15 protein-coding genes and 1 pseudogene are annotated in these 19,364 nt (G+C 74.1%); 8 read left to right on the top strand and 8 right to left on the bottom strand.

What is annotated here, in order from left to right; translation table 11 throughout:
* Window positions 1-332: 332 nt before the first annotated feature.
* Together AWH51_RS07385 and AWH51_RS16575 are read right to left on the bottom strand one after the other, a co-directional pair.
* Entirely contained in the window at window positions 333-767 is a 435-nt protein-coding gene (locus tag AWH51_RS07385) for a hypothetical protein (RefSeq protein ID WP_063071445.1), read from the bottom strand.
* Window positions 768-961: 194 nt separating this feature from the next.
* The gene (locus AWH51_RS16575; protein ID WP_270979754.1) at window positions 962-1,096 is read right to left on the bottom strand and encodes a hypothetical protein; all 135 of its coding nucleotides are present in this window, start codon (window positions 1,094-1,096) and stop codon (window positions 962-964) included.
* Here AWH51_RS16575 and AWH51_RS07380 point away from each other — a divergent pair.
* A pseudogene (locus tag AWH51_RS07380) lies at window positions 1,092-1,442 on the top strand (dihydrodipicolinate synthase family protein); the annotation flags it as partial. The gene AWH51_RS16575 and the pseudogene AWH51_RS07380 sit on opposite strands and share 5 nt — an antisense overlap.
* A 76-nt stretch (window positions 1,443-1,518) precedes the next feature.
* Here AWH51_RS07380 and AWH51_RS07375 read toward each other — a convergent pair.
* The 4 genes from AWH51_RS07375 to AWH51_RS07360 all read right to left on the bottom strand — a co-directional run bounded on the left by AWH51_RS07375 (window position 1,519) and on the right by AWH51_RS07360 (window position 5,781).
* Window positions 1,519-1,953, bottom strand: a complete 435-nt coding sequence (locus AWH51_RS07375) for a hypothetical protein (RefSeq protein WP_063071444.1) — start codon at window positions 1,951-1,953, stop codon at window positions 1,519-1,521.
* 141 nt (window positions 1,954-2,094) lie between these two features.
* Window positions 2,095-2,526: a hypothetical protein gene (locus tag AWH51_RS07370; RefSeq protein ID WP_063071443.1), complete on the bottom strand. Its 432-nt coding sequence runs from the start codon at window positions 2,524-2,526 to the stop codon at window positions 2,095-2,097.
* A gap of 144 nt (window positions 2,527-2,670) precedes the next feature.
* Window positions 2,671-4,572 carry a thioredoxin domain-containing protein gene (locus tag AWH51_RS07365; RefSeq protein ID WP_063071456.1) on the bottom strand — a complete coding sequence of 634 codons (1,902 nt, stop codon included), beginning with the start codon at window positions 4,570-4,572 and terminating at the stop codon, window positions 2,671-2,673.
* Between the two features lie 39 nt (window positions 4,573-4,611).
* Window positions 4,612-5,781 carry a magnesium and cobalt transport protein CorA gene (locus tag AWH51_RS07360; RefSeq protein WP_063071442.1) on the bottom strand — a complete coding sequence of 390 codons (1,170 nt, stop codon included), beginning with the start codon at window positions 5,779-5,781 and terminating at the stop codon, window positions 4,612-4,614.
* Window positions 5,782-6,194: 413 nt separating this feature from the next.
* On the opposite strand from AWH51_RS07360, the gene AWH51_RS07355 reads away from it, so the two are divergent.
* A complete protein-coding gene (locus AWH51_RS07355) occupies window positions 6,195-6,596 on the top strand; it encodes a hypothetical protein (protein ID WP_063071441.1) in 402 nt (133 codons plus the stop codon).
* A 24-nt stretch (window positions 6,597-6,620) separates the two neighbouring features.
* On the opposite strand, the gene AWH51_RS07350 is transcribed toward AWH51_RS07355, so the two are convergent.
* Together AWH51_RS07350 and AWH51_RS07345 are read right to left on the bottom strand one after the other, a co-directional pair.
* The gene (locus AWH51_RS07350) at window positions 6,621-7,463 is read right to left on the bottom strand and encodes an aldo/keto reductase (protein WP_081234959.1); all 843 of its coding nucleotides are present in this window, start codon (window positions 7,461-7,463) and stop codon (window positions 6,621-6,623) included.
* Entirely contained in the window at window positions 7,460-9,052 is a 1,593-nt protein-coding gene (locus tag AWH51_RS07345) for a long-chain-fatty-acid--CoA ligase (RefSeq protein WP_063071440.1), read from the bottom strand. The genes AWH51_RS07350 and AWH51_RS07345 overlap by 4 nt, the downstream gene beginning before the upstream one ends.
* Window positions 9,053-9,190: 138 nt before the next feature.
* On the opposite strand from AWH51_RS07345, the gene hrpA reads away from it, so the two are divergent.
* From hrpA to AWH51_RS07315, 6 genes are all read left to right on the top strand, one after another.
* Window positions 9,191-13,009 (top strand): ATP-dependent RNA helicase HrpA, encoded by a 3,819-nt coding sequence (gene hrpA / locus AWH51_RS07340; RefSeq protein ID WP_063071439.1) that lies wholly within the window; start codon window positions 9,191-9,193, stop codon window positions 13,007-13,009.
* A gap of 190 nt (window positions 13,010-13,199) precedes the next feature.
* Window positions 13,200-14,366 (top strand): PP2C family protein-serine/threonine phosphatase, encoded by a 1,167-nt coding sequence (locus AWH51_RS07335; RefSeq protein ID WP_063071438.1) that lies wholly within the window; start codon window positions 13,200-13,202, stop codon window positions 14,364-14,366.
* Between the two features lie 150 nt (window positions 14,367-14,516).
* Window positions 14,517-16,046 (top strand): ABC transporter substrate-binding protein, encoded by a 1,530-nt coding sequence (locus AWH51_RS07330; RefSeq protein ID WP_063071437.1) that lies wholly within the window; start codon window positions 14,517-14,519, stop codon window positions 16,044-16,046.
* Window positions 16,043-17,017, top strand: coding sequence for an ABC transporter permease (locus AWH51_RS07325; RefSeq protein WP_063071436.1), 975 nt, complete (start codon window positions 16,043-16,045; stop codon window positions 17,015-17,017). Before AWH51_RS07330 ends, AWH51_RS07325 begins: the two co-directional genes overlap by 4 nt.
* Window positions 17,014-17,844 (top strand): ABC transporter permease subunit, encoded by an 831-nt coding sequence (locus AWH51_RS07320; RefSeq protein ID WP_063071435.1) that lies wholly within the window; start codon window positions 17,014-17,016, stop codon window positions 17,842-17,844. Before AWH51_RS07325 ends, AWH51_RS07320 begins: the two co-directional genes overlap by 4 nt.
* Window positions 17,841-19,358 (top strand): ABC transporter ATP-binding protein, encoded by a 1,518-nt coding sequence (locus tag AWH51_RS07315; protein ID WP_063071434.1) that lies wholly within the window; start codon window positions 17,841-17,843, stop codon window positions 19,356-19,358. The genes AWH51_RS07320 and AWH51_RS07315 overlap by 4 nt, the downstream gene beginning before the upstream one ends.
* Window positions 19,359-19,364: the final 6 nt, after the last annotated feature.

Below are 19,364 nucleotides of genomic sequence, written 5' to 3'. Positions count from 1 at the left end.
GCGCGGCGTGGCCGTGGGACCCGTGCGGGCACCCCTCGTGGATCCGTCGCCCCGGCAGCTCGCCGAGCTCGAGCGGATCCTCGCCCACGGGGAGGACGTGCTCGGCTGAGCGCCGACGTCGCTCGCGCCGGCCGGGGCGCGCTCCGCCGGCGGACGACGGCCCCGTCCACCTGGACGGGGACGTTCGCGGAGCATCGGCGCGCAGGTCAGGGGCGCCGGCAGGAGGCGGAGATGCTCCTGTTCGAGGGGGCGCGCACGGGCGCCCGCGACTCCCGTCCGGACGCGGACCGGCCCCGCCCGCGAGCGGACGGGGCCGGTCGGATCAGCCCGGGTCAGCGGTTGTAGAAGTGGAACGACGGCGGGTTCGGGTGGACCCGGTCGTTCGGCGAGGTGTAGGTGTAGATGATGTTCTGATCGAGCTGATAGCAGGGATCCGCACCGGTGCCGCTGCGGCTCCCGAAGTCCTCGCAAGTGATCATGTGGAAGTTCTCGTAGGGGTAGGAGCCGCCGTACACCTGCCCGTAGCGCTGCGCCATGAAGTTCATCTTGGAGTCGCACGTCGAGCTTCCGTACTTGTAGACCTTGGTGATCATCCCGGTGCCGATCTCCTCGCCGTAACGTGCGGAGTTGAAGACGCCGCAGACGCGGAAGTTCGATTCGGCCTGGGCTGCAGGCGCGGGGCCGCCGAGGGTGAGCGCGGCGGAGACGACGGCCAGCGCAGCCAGGCCTCCAGCGAGCAGTCGTGAGCGGGCGGGGGAGCGCTTCATCGTGGTGTCCGTCCTGTGGGGATGCGCCGCGGAGCCGCGGCATCAGGAGAGTAGGGAGCGGCGGCGGGAGGGCGGGCGGACGTTCCCCACAGCCGGAGACGCGGAACACGCCGAACACCGGCGCTTGCCAGTCGGATGTCTGACGAGTCACCTTCCGCACCCCGGCCGGACGCCGAACCGACGTCAGCCGGACATCAGCGCACGGTCGCTGCGAGCTGGTCGGCGAGCGCCTGGGCGTCCGTGACCGGCAGGCGGCAGACGAAGCCGGAGCAGAGGTAGGCGGTGGGCCCGGGTGCCGCCGTGCGGTCGGCCGTGGTCCGGCACTTCAACGGGCTGCTGACGGCCGAGGCCAGCCAGGCCGCGTACCGCGCGATCGGCGTGCCGCTCTACTCGTCGGCCGTCTTCGCGATGGCCCCGCGCATCGCGCTCGACTTCTACACGGCGTACCGCGACGACGACGTCGAGCGGCAGCGCCTCCTGCTCGACGAGTTCTACACACCGCTCGTGCGGCTCCGCGACCAGACGCCCGGGTTCGCGGTCTCCCTCATCAAGGCGGGGCTGCGGCTGCGCGGCGTGGCCGTGGGACCCGTGCGGGCACCCCTCGTGGATCCGTCGCCCCGGCAGCTCGCCGAGCTCGAGCGGATCCTCGCGCACGGGGAGGACGTGCTCGGCTGAGCGCCGACTCGCCACGCACCGGACGGCCTCGCCCGCTCGGACGGGGCCGACCGGTCGGACGGGGTCGGCGCCGGTCTCAGGGGCGCCAGTAGGAGAACGCCGGATTGTCGGCGGGGTAACGCGCGTCCCCCGACGACGTGAACTTGTAGATGGCGTTCTGCACGAGCTGGTAGCACGGGTCGCCGTCGACCCCGATGCGCTCGGCCAGGCTCTCGCAGCGGATCATGACCGCCGTGTGCTGGACGGAGGATCCGCTGTACGCCTCGGGGTAGTGGTCCTTCATGTACTGCAGCTTCTGGGCGCACGTGGAGTCGCCGTTCTTGTAGACCTTGACGACGAGGCCCGTGCCGATGCCGTTGGCGAAGCTCGACGAGTTCCAGGCGACGCAGACCCGGAAGTTGGCCTGCGCGTGGGCCGCGGGCGCGGGCCCCGCGACGAACGTGGCGAGGCAGAGGCCGGCGGCGGCGAGGGCGCCGAGGCAGAGGCGGAAGAGCCGGGACGGGATGGGCATGCGGGGCTGCTCCTCGAGACGGGGGACGCGCACGGGATCCCGTGGCGGGGGAAGGGTAGCGAGTCCCCGCGGCGCGGGTCGGCGCTCCTCCCGGGCCCCGGACGCGGACCGCGCGGGTCCGCGTCCGGGCGCGCGACAGAGTCAGGACCTCCAGTACGAGAATCCGGGGTTCGTGACCGGGTGGACGTAGTCGTACCTCGAGCTGTACTCGTAGATGGCGTTCTGCGTGAGCTGGTAGCACGGGTCGCCGAGGTACCCGATGCGCCCCGCGAAGTCCTCGCACGTCATGAGGCGCGTCGCGTGCTGGACGGAGGATCCCTGGTAGGCCTCGCCGTAGTGGTCGTACATGTACTCGAGCTTCTGGTCGCACGTGAACGAGCCGTTCTTGTAGACCTTGACGACGAGGCCCGTGCCGAGCCCGCCGGACACCGCCGAGTTCCACGCGGCGCAGATGCGCACGTTCGACTGCGCTTCGGCGGCGGGAGCGGGACCTGCGGCGAGGACGGAGAGGACGAGACCGGCGGTGGCGGACGCGCCGAACGCGAGGCGCGCGAGCTGACGGGTGGGGCGCATGGGGATGCTCCTTCGGGCGGGGGATCGCGCACGGGATGCCGTGGCGGACGGAGGCTAGCGATTCCGCTCCCCCGCGCTCGCGGTTCCTCCCCGGGTACTCGCGGGCGCGACGCGGGACCGAGCCTCCGCGCGATGCCCCCGCCCTCAGGGGAGCGCGACCAGCTGCTCGCGGAGCGCGTCCGCCGTCGTCACGGGGAGGCGGCACGAGAACGCGCGGCACACGTAGGCCGTCCCGGTGGATCCCGCGTCGCGGTCGGCGAGCAGCTCGAAGCCCGCGTCGGCCCAGGCGCGCGCGGCCGACTCCGCGACCACGATCGCCACGTCGGGCGGGCGGACGCGGCCCCGCGCGACCAGGGCGAGCGGGTCGGTGGCGCCGGGATCCGCGTCCGGCACGACCACCACGAGCTGCCGCGCCGCCGCGTCGATCGCCGCCGCCTGCTCGAGCGCGCCGCCGAAGGCGATCGGCCGGGTGGCACCGGCAGCCGCCACCGTCGCGAGCGCGGCGCGCGCGGCCCGGTCGTAGCGCGGATCCGCCGTCAGCTGCCCGAGCACGCGCGCGGCCGAGGACGCCGCCGTGAGGCCCGACGGGTACGCGCCCTCGGACGGGTCGGCGGCGAGGTCGAGGCCGAAGCCGGCGAGCACCGGATCCACGCCCGTCGGCACCCGGAAGCCCGCGGCGCCCGGTCGCGGATCGGCCTCGGCGGCCGCGATCAGCGCGTCGACGAGCGCCCGCGCCCGCACCGCGTACGCGACCTCGCCCGTGGCGAGCGCGAGCGCGAGCAGCCCGTCGGCGAGCATCCCGTGGTCCTCCAGCGTCGCGACCGCGGGCGAGACGCGTCCTTCGATGGAGGCGCGGACGAGCGACCCGTCCATGCGCACGTGCTCCGCGAGCAGCATGTCGGCGGCGGCGCACGCGGCGTCGATCCACGCGGGCCGGTCGAACGCGCGCCCCGCCCGGGCGAGCGCGCCGATCGCGAGCCCGTTCCATCCCGTGAGCACCTTCCCGTCGACCGCGGGCGGCTCCTCGGCCGCGCGGCCCGCGGCGTCCAGCGCGTAGTACCCGCCCTCGACGCGGCGCCCGCCGACGGTGCTCTCCGAGTCCTGCGCGGACGCGAACCCGCCCGACGCCCGCCGCAGCGTCCCCGTGAGGAAGGCGACGATGCCCGCGGCGACGTCCTCGTCGCCCGCCCGCGCGTACGCGTCGAGGAGCAGCGCGTTGTCGTAGAGCATCCGCTCGTAGTGCGGCTCGGACCAGTCGCGGCGCGTGGAGTAGCGGAAGAAGCCGCCCTCGACCGGGTCGCGCAGGTCGGATCCGGCCATCGCGTCGAGGGTGCGGCGCACGAGCGCGCGGGTCGCCTCCGCGCGCGGTGCGGCGAGCACGCCGGACTCGGCGAGCGTGTCGAGCAGCAGCACGACGGGCGCCACGGGGAACTTGGGCGCGGATCCGAACCCGCCGTGCTCCCCGTCTTCGAAGCCGGCGAGCTCGGCGGCGACCCGGTCGAGGGCGGCGTCGTCGGGCAGCGGCGAGGCGACGGATCCGCGCGCCGAGGCCTCCCGGATGGCCGAGCTCAGCTGCCCCGCGCCCTGCTCGACCTGGTCGCGCCGCGTGGTCCACGCGTCGGCGACGGCGTCGAGCACCTGCCGGAACGACGGGTGCCCGGCGCGCGGCTCGGGCGGCGAGTACGTGCCCGCGTGGAAGGTGCGGCCCTCGGGCGTCGTGAACACGTTGAGCGGCCAGCCGAGCTGGTCCGTGAAGGCGCCGGCCGCGGTGATCAGGGCCGCGTCGACCTCGGGGTGCTCCTCGCGGTCGACCTTGATCGCGACGAACCCGTCGTTCAGCCGCGACGCGAGCGCCGGATCCTGGAAGGTCTCGCGCGCCATGACGTGGCACCAGTGGCAGGTGGAGTAGCCGACCGAGACGAGCACCGGCACGTCGCGGCGGCGGGCCTCCGCGAACGCCTCCTCGCCCCACGGCCGCCAGTCGACCGGGTTGTCCGCGTGGCTCTGGAGGTAGGGGCTGACGGCGTCGGCGAGGCGGTTGGGCATGCCGCCCACGCTACGGGCGGGTCAGGGAGGGGCCGAGCGTCAGATCCAGTCGCGCTTGCGGAAGATGCCGTAGAGCACGCCGCTCACGCCGAGCATGAGCACGATCGAGAAGGGGTAGCCCCAGTCCCAGTGCAGCTCCGGCATGATGTCGAAGTTCATGCCGTAGACGCTCGAGACGAGCGTGGGCGCGAAGAGGATGGCCGCCCAGCCGGAGATCTTGCGGGTCTCCACGCTCTGCCGGTTGCTCGACTCGCTGAGCTCCCGCATCTCCTCGTTCTGGCGCTGGCCGACGAGCGTCGAGTTCACCGTGAGGATGTCGCGCAGCAGCACCCGGAACTCCTCCACGCGCTCGTTCACGACGATGACGTGGTCGGCCACGTCGCGGAGCGCCTGCTGGAGGTCCTCGCTGACCTCGTACTTGCCGGATCCCGCCTGCAGCTGCTGCAGCATGCCGCCGAGCGGGCGCACCGCGCGCTGGAAGTCGATGACCTCGCGGCTGAGCTCGTAGATGCGGCGGGACACGGCCGGATCCCCGTCGAACACCTGGTCCTCGATCTCGTCGATGTCGTTGGCGAGGCCCGTGACGACGGGCGCGTAGCCGTCGACGACCGCGTCGAGGATCGCGTAGAGCACCGACTGGGGCCCGTGGGTGAGGAGCTCGGGCCGCTCCTGCATGCGCGTGCGGATGGCCGAGAGGTCGGGCGACTCGGCGTGCCGGACGGTGATGACGAAGTTGCGGCCGAGGAACACGTGCAGCTCGCCGAACTCCACCTCCTCGCGGTCGTCCACGTAGCGGGCCGCGCGGAGCACGGTGAAGAGGGTGGAGCTGTAGCGCTCGGTCTTGGGGCGCTGGTGGGCCTGCACCGCGTCCTCGACCGCCAGCTCGTGCAGGTCGAACTCCTCGGCGAGCGCCTGGAGCTCCTCCACGGTGGGGCGGTAGAGGCCGATCCAGGCCATGGCGTCGGGCCGCGCGTCGAGCTCGCGGAACGTGTCGGCGAGCGTGGCGGGCGAGGCCACGCGGCAGCCGTCCACGTACACGCCGTTGTCGACGAGGCTGGGGCGGCGCACGCCCGCCTGCTCCGTCTGATCCTCCCGTTCCGACCGCGCCCGCGCCGCACCGCCCGCATGCCCGCCGCCGAGGGGCGCGACGCCCCGGGAGACCACGGACTTGAGGCGCGTGCGGATGCGGTGCTGGGACATGACGGACACCGTACCCGGCGCGCACGGCCATCCCCCGCGGCTCCCCTGAGGCGGCGCCGACCCGCGACGGCGCGGCCCGATCCGCCGGCGACCGCCCGGTGGACGGCGGGTGGACGGCGGGTGGACACTCACAGGCCGCCGACGCGCCGCCGCGGAGCCCGCTACCTTTCAGCCAGCGCCCGATCCCCGTCCGCGTCCACGCCGACCGGGACGCGGTCGCTTCCTCCACCTCTCTCTCCCCCCTCCGCTCCGCAGGACAGCGCGGGCCGCCCCTCACGTGCGACGTCCCTCGCGCACGCGCGGTTCAGCACATCCGCATCCCGACCAGGAAGACCCCCCTGACCCGCACGCGCCTCCGCAGCCGCCTCTCCCGCATCCTGTCCGCATCCCTCGTCACGGCGGCGCTCGCGACGGCCGTCGTCGTGTCCGCGCCCGGGGACGCCGCCGAGGCCCAGTCGGGCTACCGGGTGTGCGGCGCCTTCAACTCCTCCACATCGGAGTCCATGCAGCACGGCATCCGGTACCACCAGCCGGTCGCGCCGACCATCGGCACGGGTCTGGTCGCCAAGATCTGGATCCGGGGCGGCGAGACCTGCGAGAGCAAGGTCGGCTTCATGCAGACGTACTACGGTCTCGCCTACCCCGGTTCGTCCGCGGAGTTCACGTTCCACATGGTCACCTGCGAGGCCTTCGGGACGGGCATCACCGGCACGTCGTGGGACCCGTGCAACGGCCTCGAGACGAACAAGATCTACAAGTACACGTCCAAGTTCGACTTCTGGCACCCCGTGCGGTACCCGACGATCAACTGGTGGCACAACTGACCTGACGGGATCCCCGCCACCCGGTCAGACCACCTGATCCGGGTGGCTGCCGACGCGTCCTGCGGCCTCGAGCGCGGTGATCCCGGCCATCTCCTCGTCGGTCAGCGCGAAGTCGAACACGTCGGCGTTCTCGATGAGGCGCGCGCGCCGCGTGGTCTTGGGGAAGACGATCGTGCCGCGCTGCACGTGCCAGCGGAGCACGACCTGCGCGTCGGTGCGGTCGTGCGCACGGGCGGCGTCGCGCACGACCTCGGCGTCCGCGACCGCGCCGCGGGCGAGCGGGCTCCACGCCTGCACCGCGATCCCGTGCTCAACGAGGTACGCGGTGGTCGCGCGCTGCTGGTGCCGCGGGTGCAGCTCGATCTGGTCGACCGCGGGCGCCGGCAGCCCGGCGGCATCCAGCGCCTCGAGGTGCGGCACGAGGAAGTTGGAGACGCCGATCGAGCGGGTCAGGCCCTCCTCGCGCGCCTCGGCGAGCACCTCCCACGTCTCCACGTAGAGGCCGCGCTCGGCGGCCGGCCAGTGGATGAGGTGCAGGTCGACCGCGGGCACGTCGAGCCGGTCGAGGCTCCGGCGGATCGCGTCGCGCGCGCGGTCGCGGCCGTGGTCGTCGTTCCAGACCTTCGTGGTGACGAACAGCTCGTCGCGCGGGATGCCGGATGCGCGGATCGCCCGCCCGACCCCCTCCTCGTTGCCGTACATGGCGGCCGTGTCGATGTGCCGGTAGCCGACCTCGAGCGCCTCCGCCACGATCCGCTCGGCCTCGTCGTCGGACACCTTGTAGGTGCCCACGCCGAACTGCGGGATCGGGATCCCGTCGCCCATCGGCACCGACGGGATGGGCGTGCGGAGGACGGCCGCGCTCACGCGCCGAACCGCTCGACGAGCTCCCGCTTGAGCACCTTGCCGCTCGGCCCGAGCGGCAGCGCCTCCACCACCTCGACCCGCCGCGGGTACTTGTAGGAGGCGATGCGCTCCCGCATGAACGCGACGACCTCCTCCGGATCCACCGTCGCCTCCGCCTTCGCCACGATCGCGGCGACGACCTCCTGGCCGTGCAGGTCGTGGGCGACACCGAACACGGCGCACTGCGCGACGGCCTCGTGCCGGGCGAGCACCTCCTCGACCTCGCGCGGGTACACGTTGTAGCCGTTGCGCAGGATCATGTCCTTCGTCCGGTCGACCACGCGGATGTAGCCGTCCTCGTCGATCGTGCCGAGGTCGCCCGAGCGGAACCAGCCGTCGACGACCGCGCGGGCCGTGTCCTCGGGGCGGTGCAGGTAGCCGTTCATGAGGTTGTGGCCGCGGATCACGATCTCGCCCAGCACGCCGCGCTCGACGAGCTCCACCCGGTCCTCGTGCTCGGGGTCGGCGATCTCGATCTGCACGCCCCAGATGGGCGTGCCGACCGTGCCGGGCCGGGCCGCGACCCCCACGTGGTTGAACGACGCGACGGGCGAGGTCTCCGTGAGGCCGTAGCCCTCGTGGATCTCGGCGTCGAACGCGGCGCGGAACGCGTCGATGACGGCCACCGGGATCGCGGCCCCGCCCGAGATGGCGTAGCGCAGGTGCGGCCGGGCCGGGTTCCGCCCGGCGGCCGCGAGCAGCGCGTAGTACATGGTCGGCACGCCCATGAAGACCTGCGTGTCGTGCTCGACCATGAGCGCGAGCGCCGCGTCGCCGTCGAAGCGCGGCACCATCACGATGGTCGCGCCCGCGCGGAACGACGCGTTCATCGTGCAGGTCTGGCCGAAGGTGTGGAACAGCGGGAGGCAGCCGAGGATCCGGTCGCCCGCGCGCAGGTCGAAGGTGTCGAGCAGCAGCACGTCGACCTGCATCACGAGCGCGAGGTGGCAGCCCTCGGCGCCCTTCGGCTGGCCGGTGGTGCCGGACGTGTAGAGGATCGTCGCGGTGTCGGACGGCCGACGCGGCACGTAGGTGCGGATCGGCGCCGCGGCCTGCGCGAGCTCCTCCAGCCGGTCGGGTCCACCGTCGGTCGCGGCCGGCACGAGCACGCTGATCACGGGCACCTCGGCGAGCGCCGCGCCCTTCGCGCCCTGCTCGAGCAGCGGGCCGGCGCAGACCAGCAGCGCGGATCCGGAGTCGCGCAGCACGTACGCGATCTCCTCGCTCTTCAGCAGCGCGTGCACGGGCACGACCACGCCGCCGAGCGCGAGCACCGCGTAGTACACGCGCGGGAAGTCGGCCACGTTCGGGATCAGCATCGCGACGCGCGTGCCCTCGCCCACGCCGCGGTGGCGGAGGGCGCCGGCGTACGCGCGGGTCTCGTCCCACAGCTGGCGGTAGGTGGTGGAGACGTCACCGACGACCACGGCCACCCGGTCGGCGTGGCGGACGGCGGACTCGGCGAGGATCGCGGCGACCGAGACCGAGGCGAACCCGGTGCCCGCCTGCTCGCGGTCGTGCTCGGGGAGGAGGGGCGTGTCGGAGGTCATGGGCGGATCCCGTCGGTCGTCGTCGACTCGGGAGGCGGTGCCGCCCGCGCGCCGACGTGGCCGGCGCCTTGTCTCGAACATATCCACCGCGACCCCCGCCGGGGAGGGCCGACGGCCCGCGGATAGACTGACCCCAGCATGGAATTCAGCATCGCGTACCCGCCGGAGCTCCCCGTCAGCCGGATGCGCGACGAGATCGCCGACGCCATCCGCGACAACCAGGTGGTCATCGTGGCGGGTGCCACGGGCTCCGGCAAGACCACGCAGCTGCCGAAGATCTGCCTCGAGCTCGGCCGCGAGAGCATCGGCCACACGCAGCCCCGCAGGCTCGCCGCGCGCACCATCTCGGAGCGCATCGCGGAGGAGCTCGGCGGCGAGGTCGGCCAGCTCGTGGGCTACCAGGTGCGCTTCACCGACAAGGTCTCGGCCGACACCCGCATCAAGCTGATGACGGACGGCATCCTCCTCAACGAGCTGCAGCGCGACCGGCTGCTCCGGAAGTACGACACGATCATCATCGACGAGGCCCACGAGCGCAGCCTCAACATCGACTTCCTGCTCGGCTACCTCAAGCAGCTGCTCCCGCGCCGGCCCGACCTCAAGCTCATCATCACGTCGGCCACCATCGACCCGCAGAGCTTCTCGAAGCACTTCGGCGACGCGCCCATCGTGGAGGTCTCCGGGCGCACGTACCCGGTGGAGATCCGCTACCGGCCGCTCGTCGCGGAGGCGGCCGTCGCGGGTGAGGACGACGACCTCGCCGACGCACCGCTCGAGCGCCCGGCCGACGATCGCGACTTCCTCGAGGGCATCAACGCGGCCCTCGACGAGCTGGCGGCCGAGTCGTCGGGCGACGTGCTCGTGTTCCTCAGCGGCGAGAACGAGATCCGCGACGCCGAGGACGCGATCCGCAGCCGGAACCTCCCGCACACCGAGGTGCTCCCGCTCTACGGCCGGCTCTCCTCCGCCGACCAGCACCGCGTCTTCCAGCCGTCGACGCAGGCGGGCGTGCGCCGCCGCATCGTGCTCGCCACCAACGTCGCCGAGACGAGCCTCACGGTGCCCGGCATCAAGTACGTGATCGACGCCGGCACCGCGCGCATCTCCCGCTACTCCGTCCGGTCCAAGGTGCAGCGCCTCCCCATCGAGGCGATCTCGCAGGCGTCCGCCAACCAGCGCTCGGGACGCTCCGGCCGCACGAGCGACGGCATCGCGATCCGCCTCTACTCGGAGGAGGACTTCCTCCGCCGACCCGAGTTCACCGAGCCCGAGATCCTCCGTACGAACCTCGCGGCCGTGATCCTGCAGATGGTGTCGCTCGGCCTCGGCGACATCGCCGCGTTCCCGTTCCTCCAGCCGCCGGACTCGCGCGGCATCAAGGACGGCGTCGACCTCCTCACCGAGCTGGGCGCGGTCGTCCGCTCCCCCGACGGGACGCCGGCGCTCACGAAGGTGGGCCGCGATCTGTCGCGCCTCCCGATCGACCCGCGGTTCGCGCGCATGGTCGTCGAGTCGCGCAAGCACGGCGTGAGCCGCGAGGTCATGATCATCGTGGCCGGCCTCACCATCCAGGACGTGCGCGAGCGCCCGCTCGAGAAGCGCCCGCAGGCCGACCAGCAGCACGCGCGGTTCGTGGATCCGGCGAGCGACTTCATCACCCTCCTCAACCTCTGGAACCACCTGGAGGAGAAGGAGGCCGAGCTCTCCTCGAGCGCGTTCCGCCGCGTGTGCAAGACCGAGTTCCTCAACTACGTGCGCGTGCGCGAGTGGAAGGACGTCTTCCGGCAGCTGCGCCAGCTCGCCCGCCCGCTCGACCTCACGATGAACGAGCCGAAGGCCGACCCGGACGGCATCCACAAGTCGCTCCTGGCCGGGCTCCTCTCCCACATCGGGTTGAAGGACGCGCAGAAGAAGGACTACGTCGGTGCCCGGCAGTCGCGGTTCGTCGTGTTCCCCGGATCCGCGCTCGCGAAGAAGCAGCCCGACGCGATCATGAGCGCCGAGCTCGTGGAGACCAGCCGCCTGTTCGCGCGCACCAACGCGGCCATCGACCCGGCATGGGCCGAGCCCATCGCGGGCTCTCTCGTGAAGCGCACCCACAGCGAGCCGCACTGGGAGAAGAAGCAGGGCGCGACCGTGGCGTGGGAGCGCGTGACGCTGTACGGCGTCCCCATCGTGCTCAAGCGCCGCGTGCAGTTCTCCCGGATCGATCCGGCGTACGCGCGCGAGCTCTTCATCCGGCACGCGCTCGTCGAGGGCGACTGGGAGTCGCAGCAGGCGTTCGACCGCGCCAACCGGAAGCTCCGCGAGGAGCTCGCCGAGGTCGAGGAGCGCACGCGCCGCCGCGACATCCTCAACGACGACGAGGCCGTCTTCGAGTTCTACGACAAGCGGATCCCGCGCGACGTCGCCTCCACGCGCGCCTTCGAGGGCTGGTGGAAGAAGCAGCGCCAGGAGACGCCCGAGCTCCTCACCATGACCGCCGAGGAGCTCCTCGCCGAGGACGCGGTCGACGTCGACGAGGCCGCGTTCCCGCCCACCTGGCAGCAGGGCGACCAGCGCCTCTCCCTCACCTACCGCTTCGAGCCGGGCGCGCCCGACGACGGCGTCACGGTGCAGGTGCCGCTCGCGCTCCTCGCGCGCCTCAGCCCGGCCGGCTTCGACTGGCAGGTGCCGGGCATGCGGCACCACCTCGTCACCGCGATGATCAAGGCCCTCCCGAAGGCGCTGCGGAAGAACGTCGTGCCGGCCGCCGACTGGGCCGCGCGCCTCATCGAGGGGCTGCCCGACCCGGATCCGCAGCACCCGGTGGCCTTCACCACCACCATCGCGGGCCTCATCATGCGGAAGGCGCACGTGCGCGTCGCCGACGACGACTTCGACCTCGACCGGATCCCCGCGCACCTCCGCATGGCGTTCCGGGTCGTCGACGAGCGCGGCCGCGAGGTCGCCGCCGGTCGCGACCTCACCGAGCTGCAGGCGCGGCTCTCCAGCCGCGCCCGCGACAGCGTCGCCCGCGCCACCGCGCGTCCCGTCGAGCGCGTCGCCGGCGCATCCGGACCCGCGACGCGCGGCATGGAGCGCACGGGCCTCACCACGTGGGACCTCGACGAGCTGCCGCGCTTCGTCGACACCGCGCAGGGCGGCACGGGCGACAGCCGCCACGTCATCCGCGCCTACCCCGCGCTCGTCGACGAGGGATCCACCGTCGCGATCCGCCTCATGGCCACCGCCGAGGACCAGGCGCGCGCGATGCCCGGCGGCGTGCGGCGCCTCCTGGTTCTCGCCATCGCGAACCCGTCGGCCTACGTGAAGCAGCACCTCACGAGCCAGGAGAAGCTGATGCTCGCGACGAGCCCGTACCCGAACGTGCAGGCGCTCTTCGACGACTGCCTGCTCGCCTGCATCGACCAGGTGCTCGAGCGCGTGGCCCCGGGCGGCGCGATCTACTCCAAGGAGCTGTTCGAGACGGCGCGCGACCGCGTCTCCGGCGTCGTCATGGACTCGATGTTCGACACGGTCGCGCTCGTCAACCGGATCCTCACGGGGTACCGCGACGCCGAGCGCGCCATCAAGCAGGCCACGAGCATGCAGCTCATCGGCGCGCTCACCGACGCGCGCGAGCAGCTCGCCGGCCTCGTGCACCCGGGCTTCGTCTCGGCCACCGGGCTCGCGCGGCTCCAGCGCCTGCCCGCCTACCTCTCCGGCCTCACCCACCGCGTCCAGCGCCTGCCCGACCAGCCGGCCCGCGACCGCGCGTGGATGACCGAGGTGCAGAAGGCGACCGACCTCTACCGCGAGGCCGGCGGCGTCATCCCGTCGGCGCCGCACGCGCCCGAGTCGCTCGTGCACGCCCGCTGGATGCTCGAGGAGCTGCGCCTCAGCCTCTTCGCCCAGCACCTGCCGACGGCCGAGCCGGTGTCGCTGCAGCGGATCCGCAAGGTGCTCGCGGGCTGAGGCGCGCACCGGGAACGGCTGCGGGAAGCGGCCGGGACGCGCCGGATCCTAGGTCCCGAGCGCCTCCCCGTCCACGCCCGGACGGAAGCCCGCACGCGCGTAGGCTCGATGCATCGCGCACGACCGGTCCGGTGTCCTGCGCGATGCGCGGATCGGGGGATCCGCCGGAGGAGCGCAGGGGGAGCACGGGATGGACACGGAGCTCCGGGAGCGCCAGCGGCTCGAGTCGCTCGAGGCGCTGCACGTGTACGGCACGGCCCCGGAGACGCGGTTCGACCGGATCACGGTGATGATCGCCGAGTTCTACCGCGTGCCCATCGCCGCGGTCGGCATCATCGGCGCCGACGCCATCTGGATGAAGTCGCGCATCGGCCTGCCCAGCCCGCGCTGGGCGCGCGACGGCACGTTCACCGAGGCGGCCCTCGACGCGGACGGCATGCTCATCGTCGAGGACGCGTGGGAGGATCGAGAGCTCGCCTCCTCCCCCAGCACCACGGGCACGCTCAGCGTCCGCTTCTACGCCGCCCAGCAGCTGCGCGCACCCGACGGGAACGTCATCGGCGTCTTCTTCGTCGCCGACACCGTGCCGCGCTCCTTCGACGAGGCCGACCGCGCCCGCCTCTCCCTCATCGGCGACTTCTTCTCCGAGGAGCTCGCCCGCGAGACCGACACCCAGCGCGCCGCGGAGGTCGCCCGCGCGCTCAGCCCGCAGGCCGCGCCGCACCTGGACGGCTACGAGGTCGCGGGCACGAGCGTCCCCGCGCAGGTCGTCGGCGGCGACGTGCACGACTGGTTCCTCGAGGGCGGCGACCTGCGCCTCACCCTCGCCGACGTGATGGGCAAGGGCGTCGGCGCCGCCATCCTCGCCGCGGGCGTCCGCGCCACCGTCCGCCTCGCGTCCCGCTCCCACGGCGTGCGCGAGACGATGGTGCGCACGGCCGCCGCGCTCGTCGACGACCTCTCGACCGCGGGATCCTTCTCCACCCTGTTCCACGCGCGCCTCCAGCTCGCCACGGGCATCCTCACCTACGTGGACGCCGGGCACGGGCTCGCGCTCGTCGTCCGCGCCGACGGCGTGACGCAGCGCCTCCGCGGCCGCCACCTGCCGCTGGGGCTCGAGGCGGAGGACGCCTGGCAGGAGCAGTCCGTGCGGCTGGATCCGGGCGACGGCCTCGTGGTGTTCAGCGACGGGCTGCTCGACTTCTTCCCCGACGAGGACGCCGCGTACGGCTACCTCGCCGACCTCCTGACCCAGCACGGATCCGCGCGGCGCTTCATCGACGCCCTCGTGGCCCTCACGCCGGCTGGCCAGGCGGACGACTGCACGATCATCGCCGTGCGGCGCGCGGCGGCCTGAGCCGCACCTCCCGCCCGGATCCCGCGCGGCTCGTCGACCGGACGCGCGGTCGGGGTGCGGAATCCACTGAGAATGATTCTCGATAAGCGGCTAGCCTGCGCCTCGTCCCGCGCCCTCGCGCGGGACTCACGCAGCCGCACGGAGGATCCCATGACCACGCTCCCCAGGAGGCATCCCGCGATCACCGCGGCGCTGCTCGCCATCGCGATGACGGCCGCGCTGTCCGGCTGCGCGTCGTCCCCCGCCAGCTCCGCGCACGCCGCCGCATCCGGCGGCACGCTCCGCGCGGCCTTCCCCGGCGGCGGCGCGGCCGAGACGCTCGACTACCTCGTCGGCCCGACCGCGCTCGACTACGTGCGCGCGCGGCTGGTGCACGCGCCGTTCTGCGAGATCGACGCGTCGGCCCCGGACGGCGTCTCCTACGGCGCCCTCTCCTCCATCGACGTGAGTCCCGACCTGTCCTCGTACACGCTGCACGTGCGGCCCGACGTCCCCTTCACCGACGGATCGACGCTCACCGCCGCGGACGTCATCTACTCGCTCCGCGCCCCCGGGCTGCTGCACGGCCTGCCCTTCACGCAGGTCGTCGCCCGCGACCTCGACGTGGATGCCGCCGCCGCCGTGGACGACCTCACCGTCACGCTGCCGACGCGCCACCCGGTCGCCGACGGGCGCCAGCTCATCTGCCAGAGCATGCTCGCCATCAAGGACGGCACCACGGAGTTCACCCCGACGACGCCGTCCTCCGGGCCCTTCACCATCAGCGGGTTCGAGCCCGGGCGCAGCACGGTCCTCACCCGGAACCCGAGCTTCTACGGCACCGCGCTCGGCACCGGGCCGACGCTCGACTCCATCGAGCTGCTGTCCGTGTCCGACGCGACCGCCCGCGAGGACGCCCTGCGCCAGGGCCAGGTCGACTACGTGAGCGGACTCGCCCCGGCGCAGGCCCAGGAGCTGCAGGGAGCGTCCGGGATCACCGTCTCCACGAGCGAGCTGCCGTACGCCTCGTCCCTCCAGTTCGCCATGAACCCGGCGTTCGCCCCGTTCGCCGACGAGCGCGTGCGGGAGGCGTTCAAGCTCGCGATCGACCGGCAGCAGATCGTCGACACCGTGTACTTCGGCCACGCGTTCGCGGGCGACGACGTGCCGGGGCTCGGCTTCCCGAGCTACGACACGACCCTGCCGGTGCGCGAGCACGACCCGGACCGGGCGCGGGCGCTGCTCGCCGACGCCGGCCAGAGCGGCATGTCCGTGACGCTCACGGCGGGCCCCGAGCTGCCCGGCATGGTCGAGACGGCCACCCTCATCGTGCAGGACCTCCGCGCGATCGGCGTGGACGCGACCCTCTCCGAGCTGCCGGCGGGCCAGCTCTACGCCGACTACGCCGCGTACCAGAAGCTGCCGTTCGCGGCCGGGTACACGCCGCCGGCGCTCTTCGAGCCGAACCACGTGCCCGGCGCCCTGCCCGAGGCGGATGCGCTCGTCGCCGAGGCCCGCAGCGCCGCCACCCCGGACGCACGGCTCGCCGCGTCGCACCGGGCGCAGCGGATCCTGTGGGAGAAGGGGTACACGATCGCGCCGGTGTTCGTGCCCTCCGTCAGCGCGCGAGCCGACGGCGTCGGCGGCGTCCGCGAGCTGCAGTTCCCCGACCTGTCCCGGGCGACGGTCGCGGCGCGGTGAGCGCCGCGGCGCCGCTCGGCCGGTGGATCGCCGGGCGGTTCGGCGCCGCGATCGTGACCCTCGTGGCGCTCTCGGTCGTCGTCTTCGGGAGCGCGTCCGCGCTCCCGGGCGACGCCTCGGGCGCGCTCGCGGGCAGCGGCGCGACCCCGTCGGAACGCGACGCCCTGCGGACGGATCTCGGCCTCGACCGGCCCGTGGCGGAGAGGTACCTCTCCTGGGTCCTCGCCGCCCTGCACGGCGACCTCGGCCGGTCGCTGGTCTCCGGCCGCGAGATCACGCCGCTGGTCGCCGAGCGCCTGACCGACACGCTGACGGTCACCGCGATCGCGGTGGCGGTCATCGCGGCGACCGCGACCGGGGTCGGCCTCGCGTCCGGCATGCGGGAGGGCAGCGCGGCCGACCGGACGCTCACCGCCCTGACGGTGCTCACGATGTCGACCCCGGACTTCCTCACCGCCACCGCGCTGCTCGCGCTCCTCACCTCCCTCATCCCGGTGCTCCCGGCGGTGGCCCTCCTGCCGCTCGGCGACAGCGCGTGGCAGCATCCGGAGGTGCTCGTGCTGCCCGTCGCGACGCTCGCGCTCGGCGGAGCCGGGCCGGCCGCCCGCATGATGCGGGCCGCCGTCGTCGACGTGATGCGCGCGCCGTTCATCGAGCACGCACGGCTGAACGGGGCCCGCGGCGTCCGCCTCGCGCTCGTGCACGTGCTGCCGAACGCCGCGGCTCCCGCGCTGCAGTCGCTGACGCTGGTGGCCGCCGGCCTGCTCGGCGGCGGGATCGTCGTCGAGACGCTGTTCGGCCTCCCGGGCATCGGCCTGGAGCTCACGCGCGCGGTGTCCGCGCGGGACGTGCCCACGGTGGAGGCCGTCGCGCTGACGCTCGGCGCCACGGCCCTCGCGATCGTGCTCGCGGGCGACGTCGGCGCGGCCCTCCTCCGACGCCGCCGGGGCGCCGAGCGGGTGGGCGGATGACCGACGCGCCCGGCGGATCGCGCGCCCGGGCCCGGGAGCGCGCCCGCGTCGCCGCCCTGGTGCTCGCCGCGGCCGTCGTCGGCGCCGCCCTCCTCGGGCCGCTGCTGCCGCTCGGCTCGCCGGACCAGGTCGTCGGCCGGCCGTTCGCGGGGCCCGACGCCGCGCATCCGCTCGGCACGGAGCTGCTGGGGCGCGATCTGCTCGCGCGCGTGGCGGCCGGCGGGCAGGGGCTCGTGCTCGAGGCCCTGGGCGCGACCCTCGCGGCGAGCGCCGCCGGACTCGCGATCGGGATCTGGTCGGGACTCCGCCCCTCCCGCCGGGCCGACGCGGCGGTGCGCATCCTCGACGCGGTGACCGCCCTGCCGGCGCTGCTGGTCCTGCTCGTCATCGCGGCGGGCGCTCCCGGGCAGCCGGCCGCGATCGTCGCCGCCATCGCCCTCGTGAGCGCGCCCTTCTCGGTGCGCGTCATCCGGCAGCGGACGCGCGCCGTCGCGGCGGCCGACCACGTGATGGTCGCCCGCTCGCGCGGCGACGGGATCGGCAGCCGGCTGCGACACGACATCCTCCCCGGGATCCGCCGGGTCGCCCTGGCGGACGCGGGCCTCCGCTTCATCGCCGCGCTCCAGATCGCCGCGACCGCCGGCTTCCTCGGCGTCGGCGCCAGCGCGCCCGCCGCGGATTGGGGGCGCATGGTCCGTGAGGACGTGGTCGGCCTCCGCGCGAACCCGCTCGCGACCCTCGTCCCCGCCGGGCTCCTCGTGGCCGTCTCGCTGGGCGTCACGCTGGCCGTGGACGCGTCCGGCCGGCGTCGCGGGGTCGACCGATGATCCACGCCATCGACGTCCGGGGCCTCACTATCCACGGGACGTCCGCACCCGGCACCGCCGGACCGCCGCTCCTCCGCGCGATCGACCTGCGCGTCGCGCCCGGCGAGGTCGTCGGGCTGTCCGGGCCGTCTGGCAGCGGCAAGTCGACCATCCTGCACGCGCTCGTCGGCCACGTCTCTCCCGGCATGCGGGTCGCGGCCGGCACCGTCCGCGTCCATGGCGCGGATCCCCTCGCCCCGGCCGGCCGACGCCTCCTGCGCGGACGCGTCGTCGGCCACCTGCCGCAGGATCCCGCGAGCGCCCTCGATCCCGCGCGGACGGCGATGCACCACCTGCGCTCGCGAGCCCGGCGGTCCACGGGCCGCTCCGGGCGCGCGGAGCTCGACCGGCTCGTGCTCGCGGCCGCCCACGACGCCCACCTCGACCCCGCGCTGCTGCGCCGACGCGGATGCGAGCTCTCGGGCGGTCAGGCCCAGCGCGTGATCCTGGCCGCGCTGCTCGTCGGCCGTCCCGCGGTGGTCCTCCTCGACGAGCCCACGAGCGACCTGGACGCCGAGACCGCCGACCTGGTCGCGCGCCGCCTCGCCGACCTCCCCTGGCTCCCGGCCGTCGTCCTCGCGAGCCACGCCCCCGACGTCCTCGCGCGCTCCCGCGCCCGCATCCTCACCCTGCGCGACGGGGTGCTCGGCGAGCCGGCCGTCCCGGCGGACGCGGGGCCCGCACGCGCCGGTGGAAGGGCGACCCCGCGATCCCGGGCGACGGAGCCGGCCGCGCGCCTCCCACCCGATGCGCCCGGTCACGCCCCGGACGGCGCGACCCCCGCCGGCGGCGCGGCCCCCGCCGGCGGCGCGGCCCCCGCCGGCGTCGATGTGGTCGACCTCCGCATCCGCCTCGGTGGCGCTGCGGTCGTCGACGGAGGCTCCTTCCGCATCCCGCCCGGCGGGATCCTGGCCCTGCGCGGCCGGTCCGGGTCCGGGAAGACGAGCGTCGGCCGCGCGCTCGCCGGCCTGCTCGCGCCGGAGGCGGGCGAGCTGCGCGTGGACGGCCGCCGGGTCCCCTGGTCGGGCGACGACCGCCGTCGTGCCGAGAGGATGCTCGTGGGGCTGGTCCTCCAGGACTCCCGCACGGCGCTGCACCCGGAGGAGACGGTGCGCACGGCCATCGCGCGTGCCGGCCGTGCCGCGGTCCGCCAGGGCGCCGTCCCCGCCGCTCCGGCCGAGCTGCTGGAGCGCCTCGGGCTGGATCCGCGCCTGCTCGACCGCCGGCCGCACGAGCTGAGCGGCGGTCAACGCCAGCGCGTCGCGATCGCCCGGGCGATGGCCGCGGCACCGACCCTGCTGGTGTGCGACGAGGTCACGGCGTCCCTGGATCCCCCGGCGGAGCGCCAGGTGCTCGACGCCCTCGACGACGCGTGCACGCGCACCGGCCTCGCGGTCCTGCTCATCACGCACAGCGACGCGGCGGCCCTCCGCGCGCATCGGGTGCTCACGCTGGACGCCGGCCGTCTCGTCTGACGCCGG

Origin of the sequence: Clavibacter tessellarius (assembly GCF_001618005.1) — a bacterium.
GTDB lineage: Bacteria > Actinomycetota > Actinomycetes > Actinomycetales > Microbacteriaceae > Clavibacter > Clavibacter tessellarius_A.
Note: the sequence above shows the minus strand (reverse complement) of the source record. Positions and strands in the feature narration are given on the sequence as shown.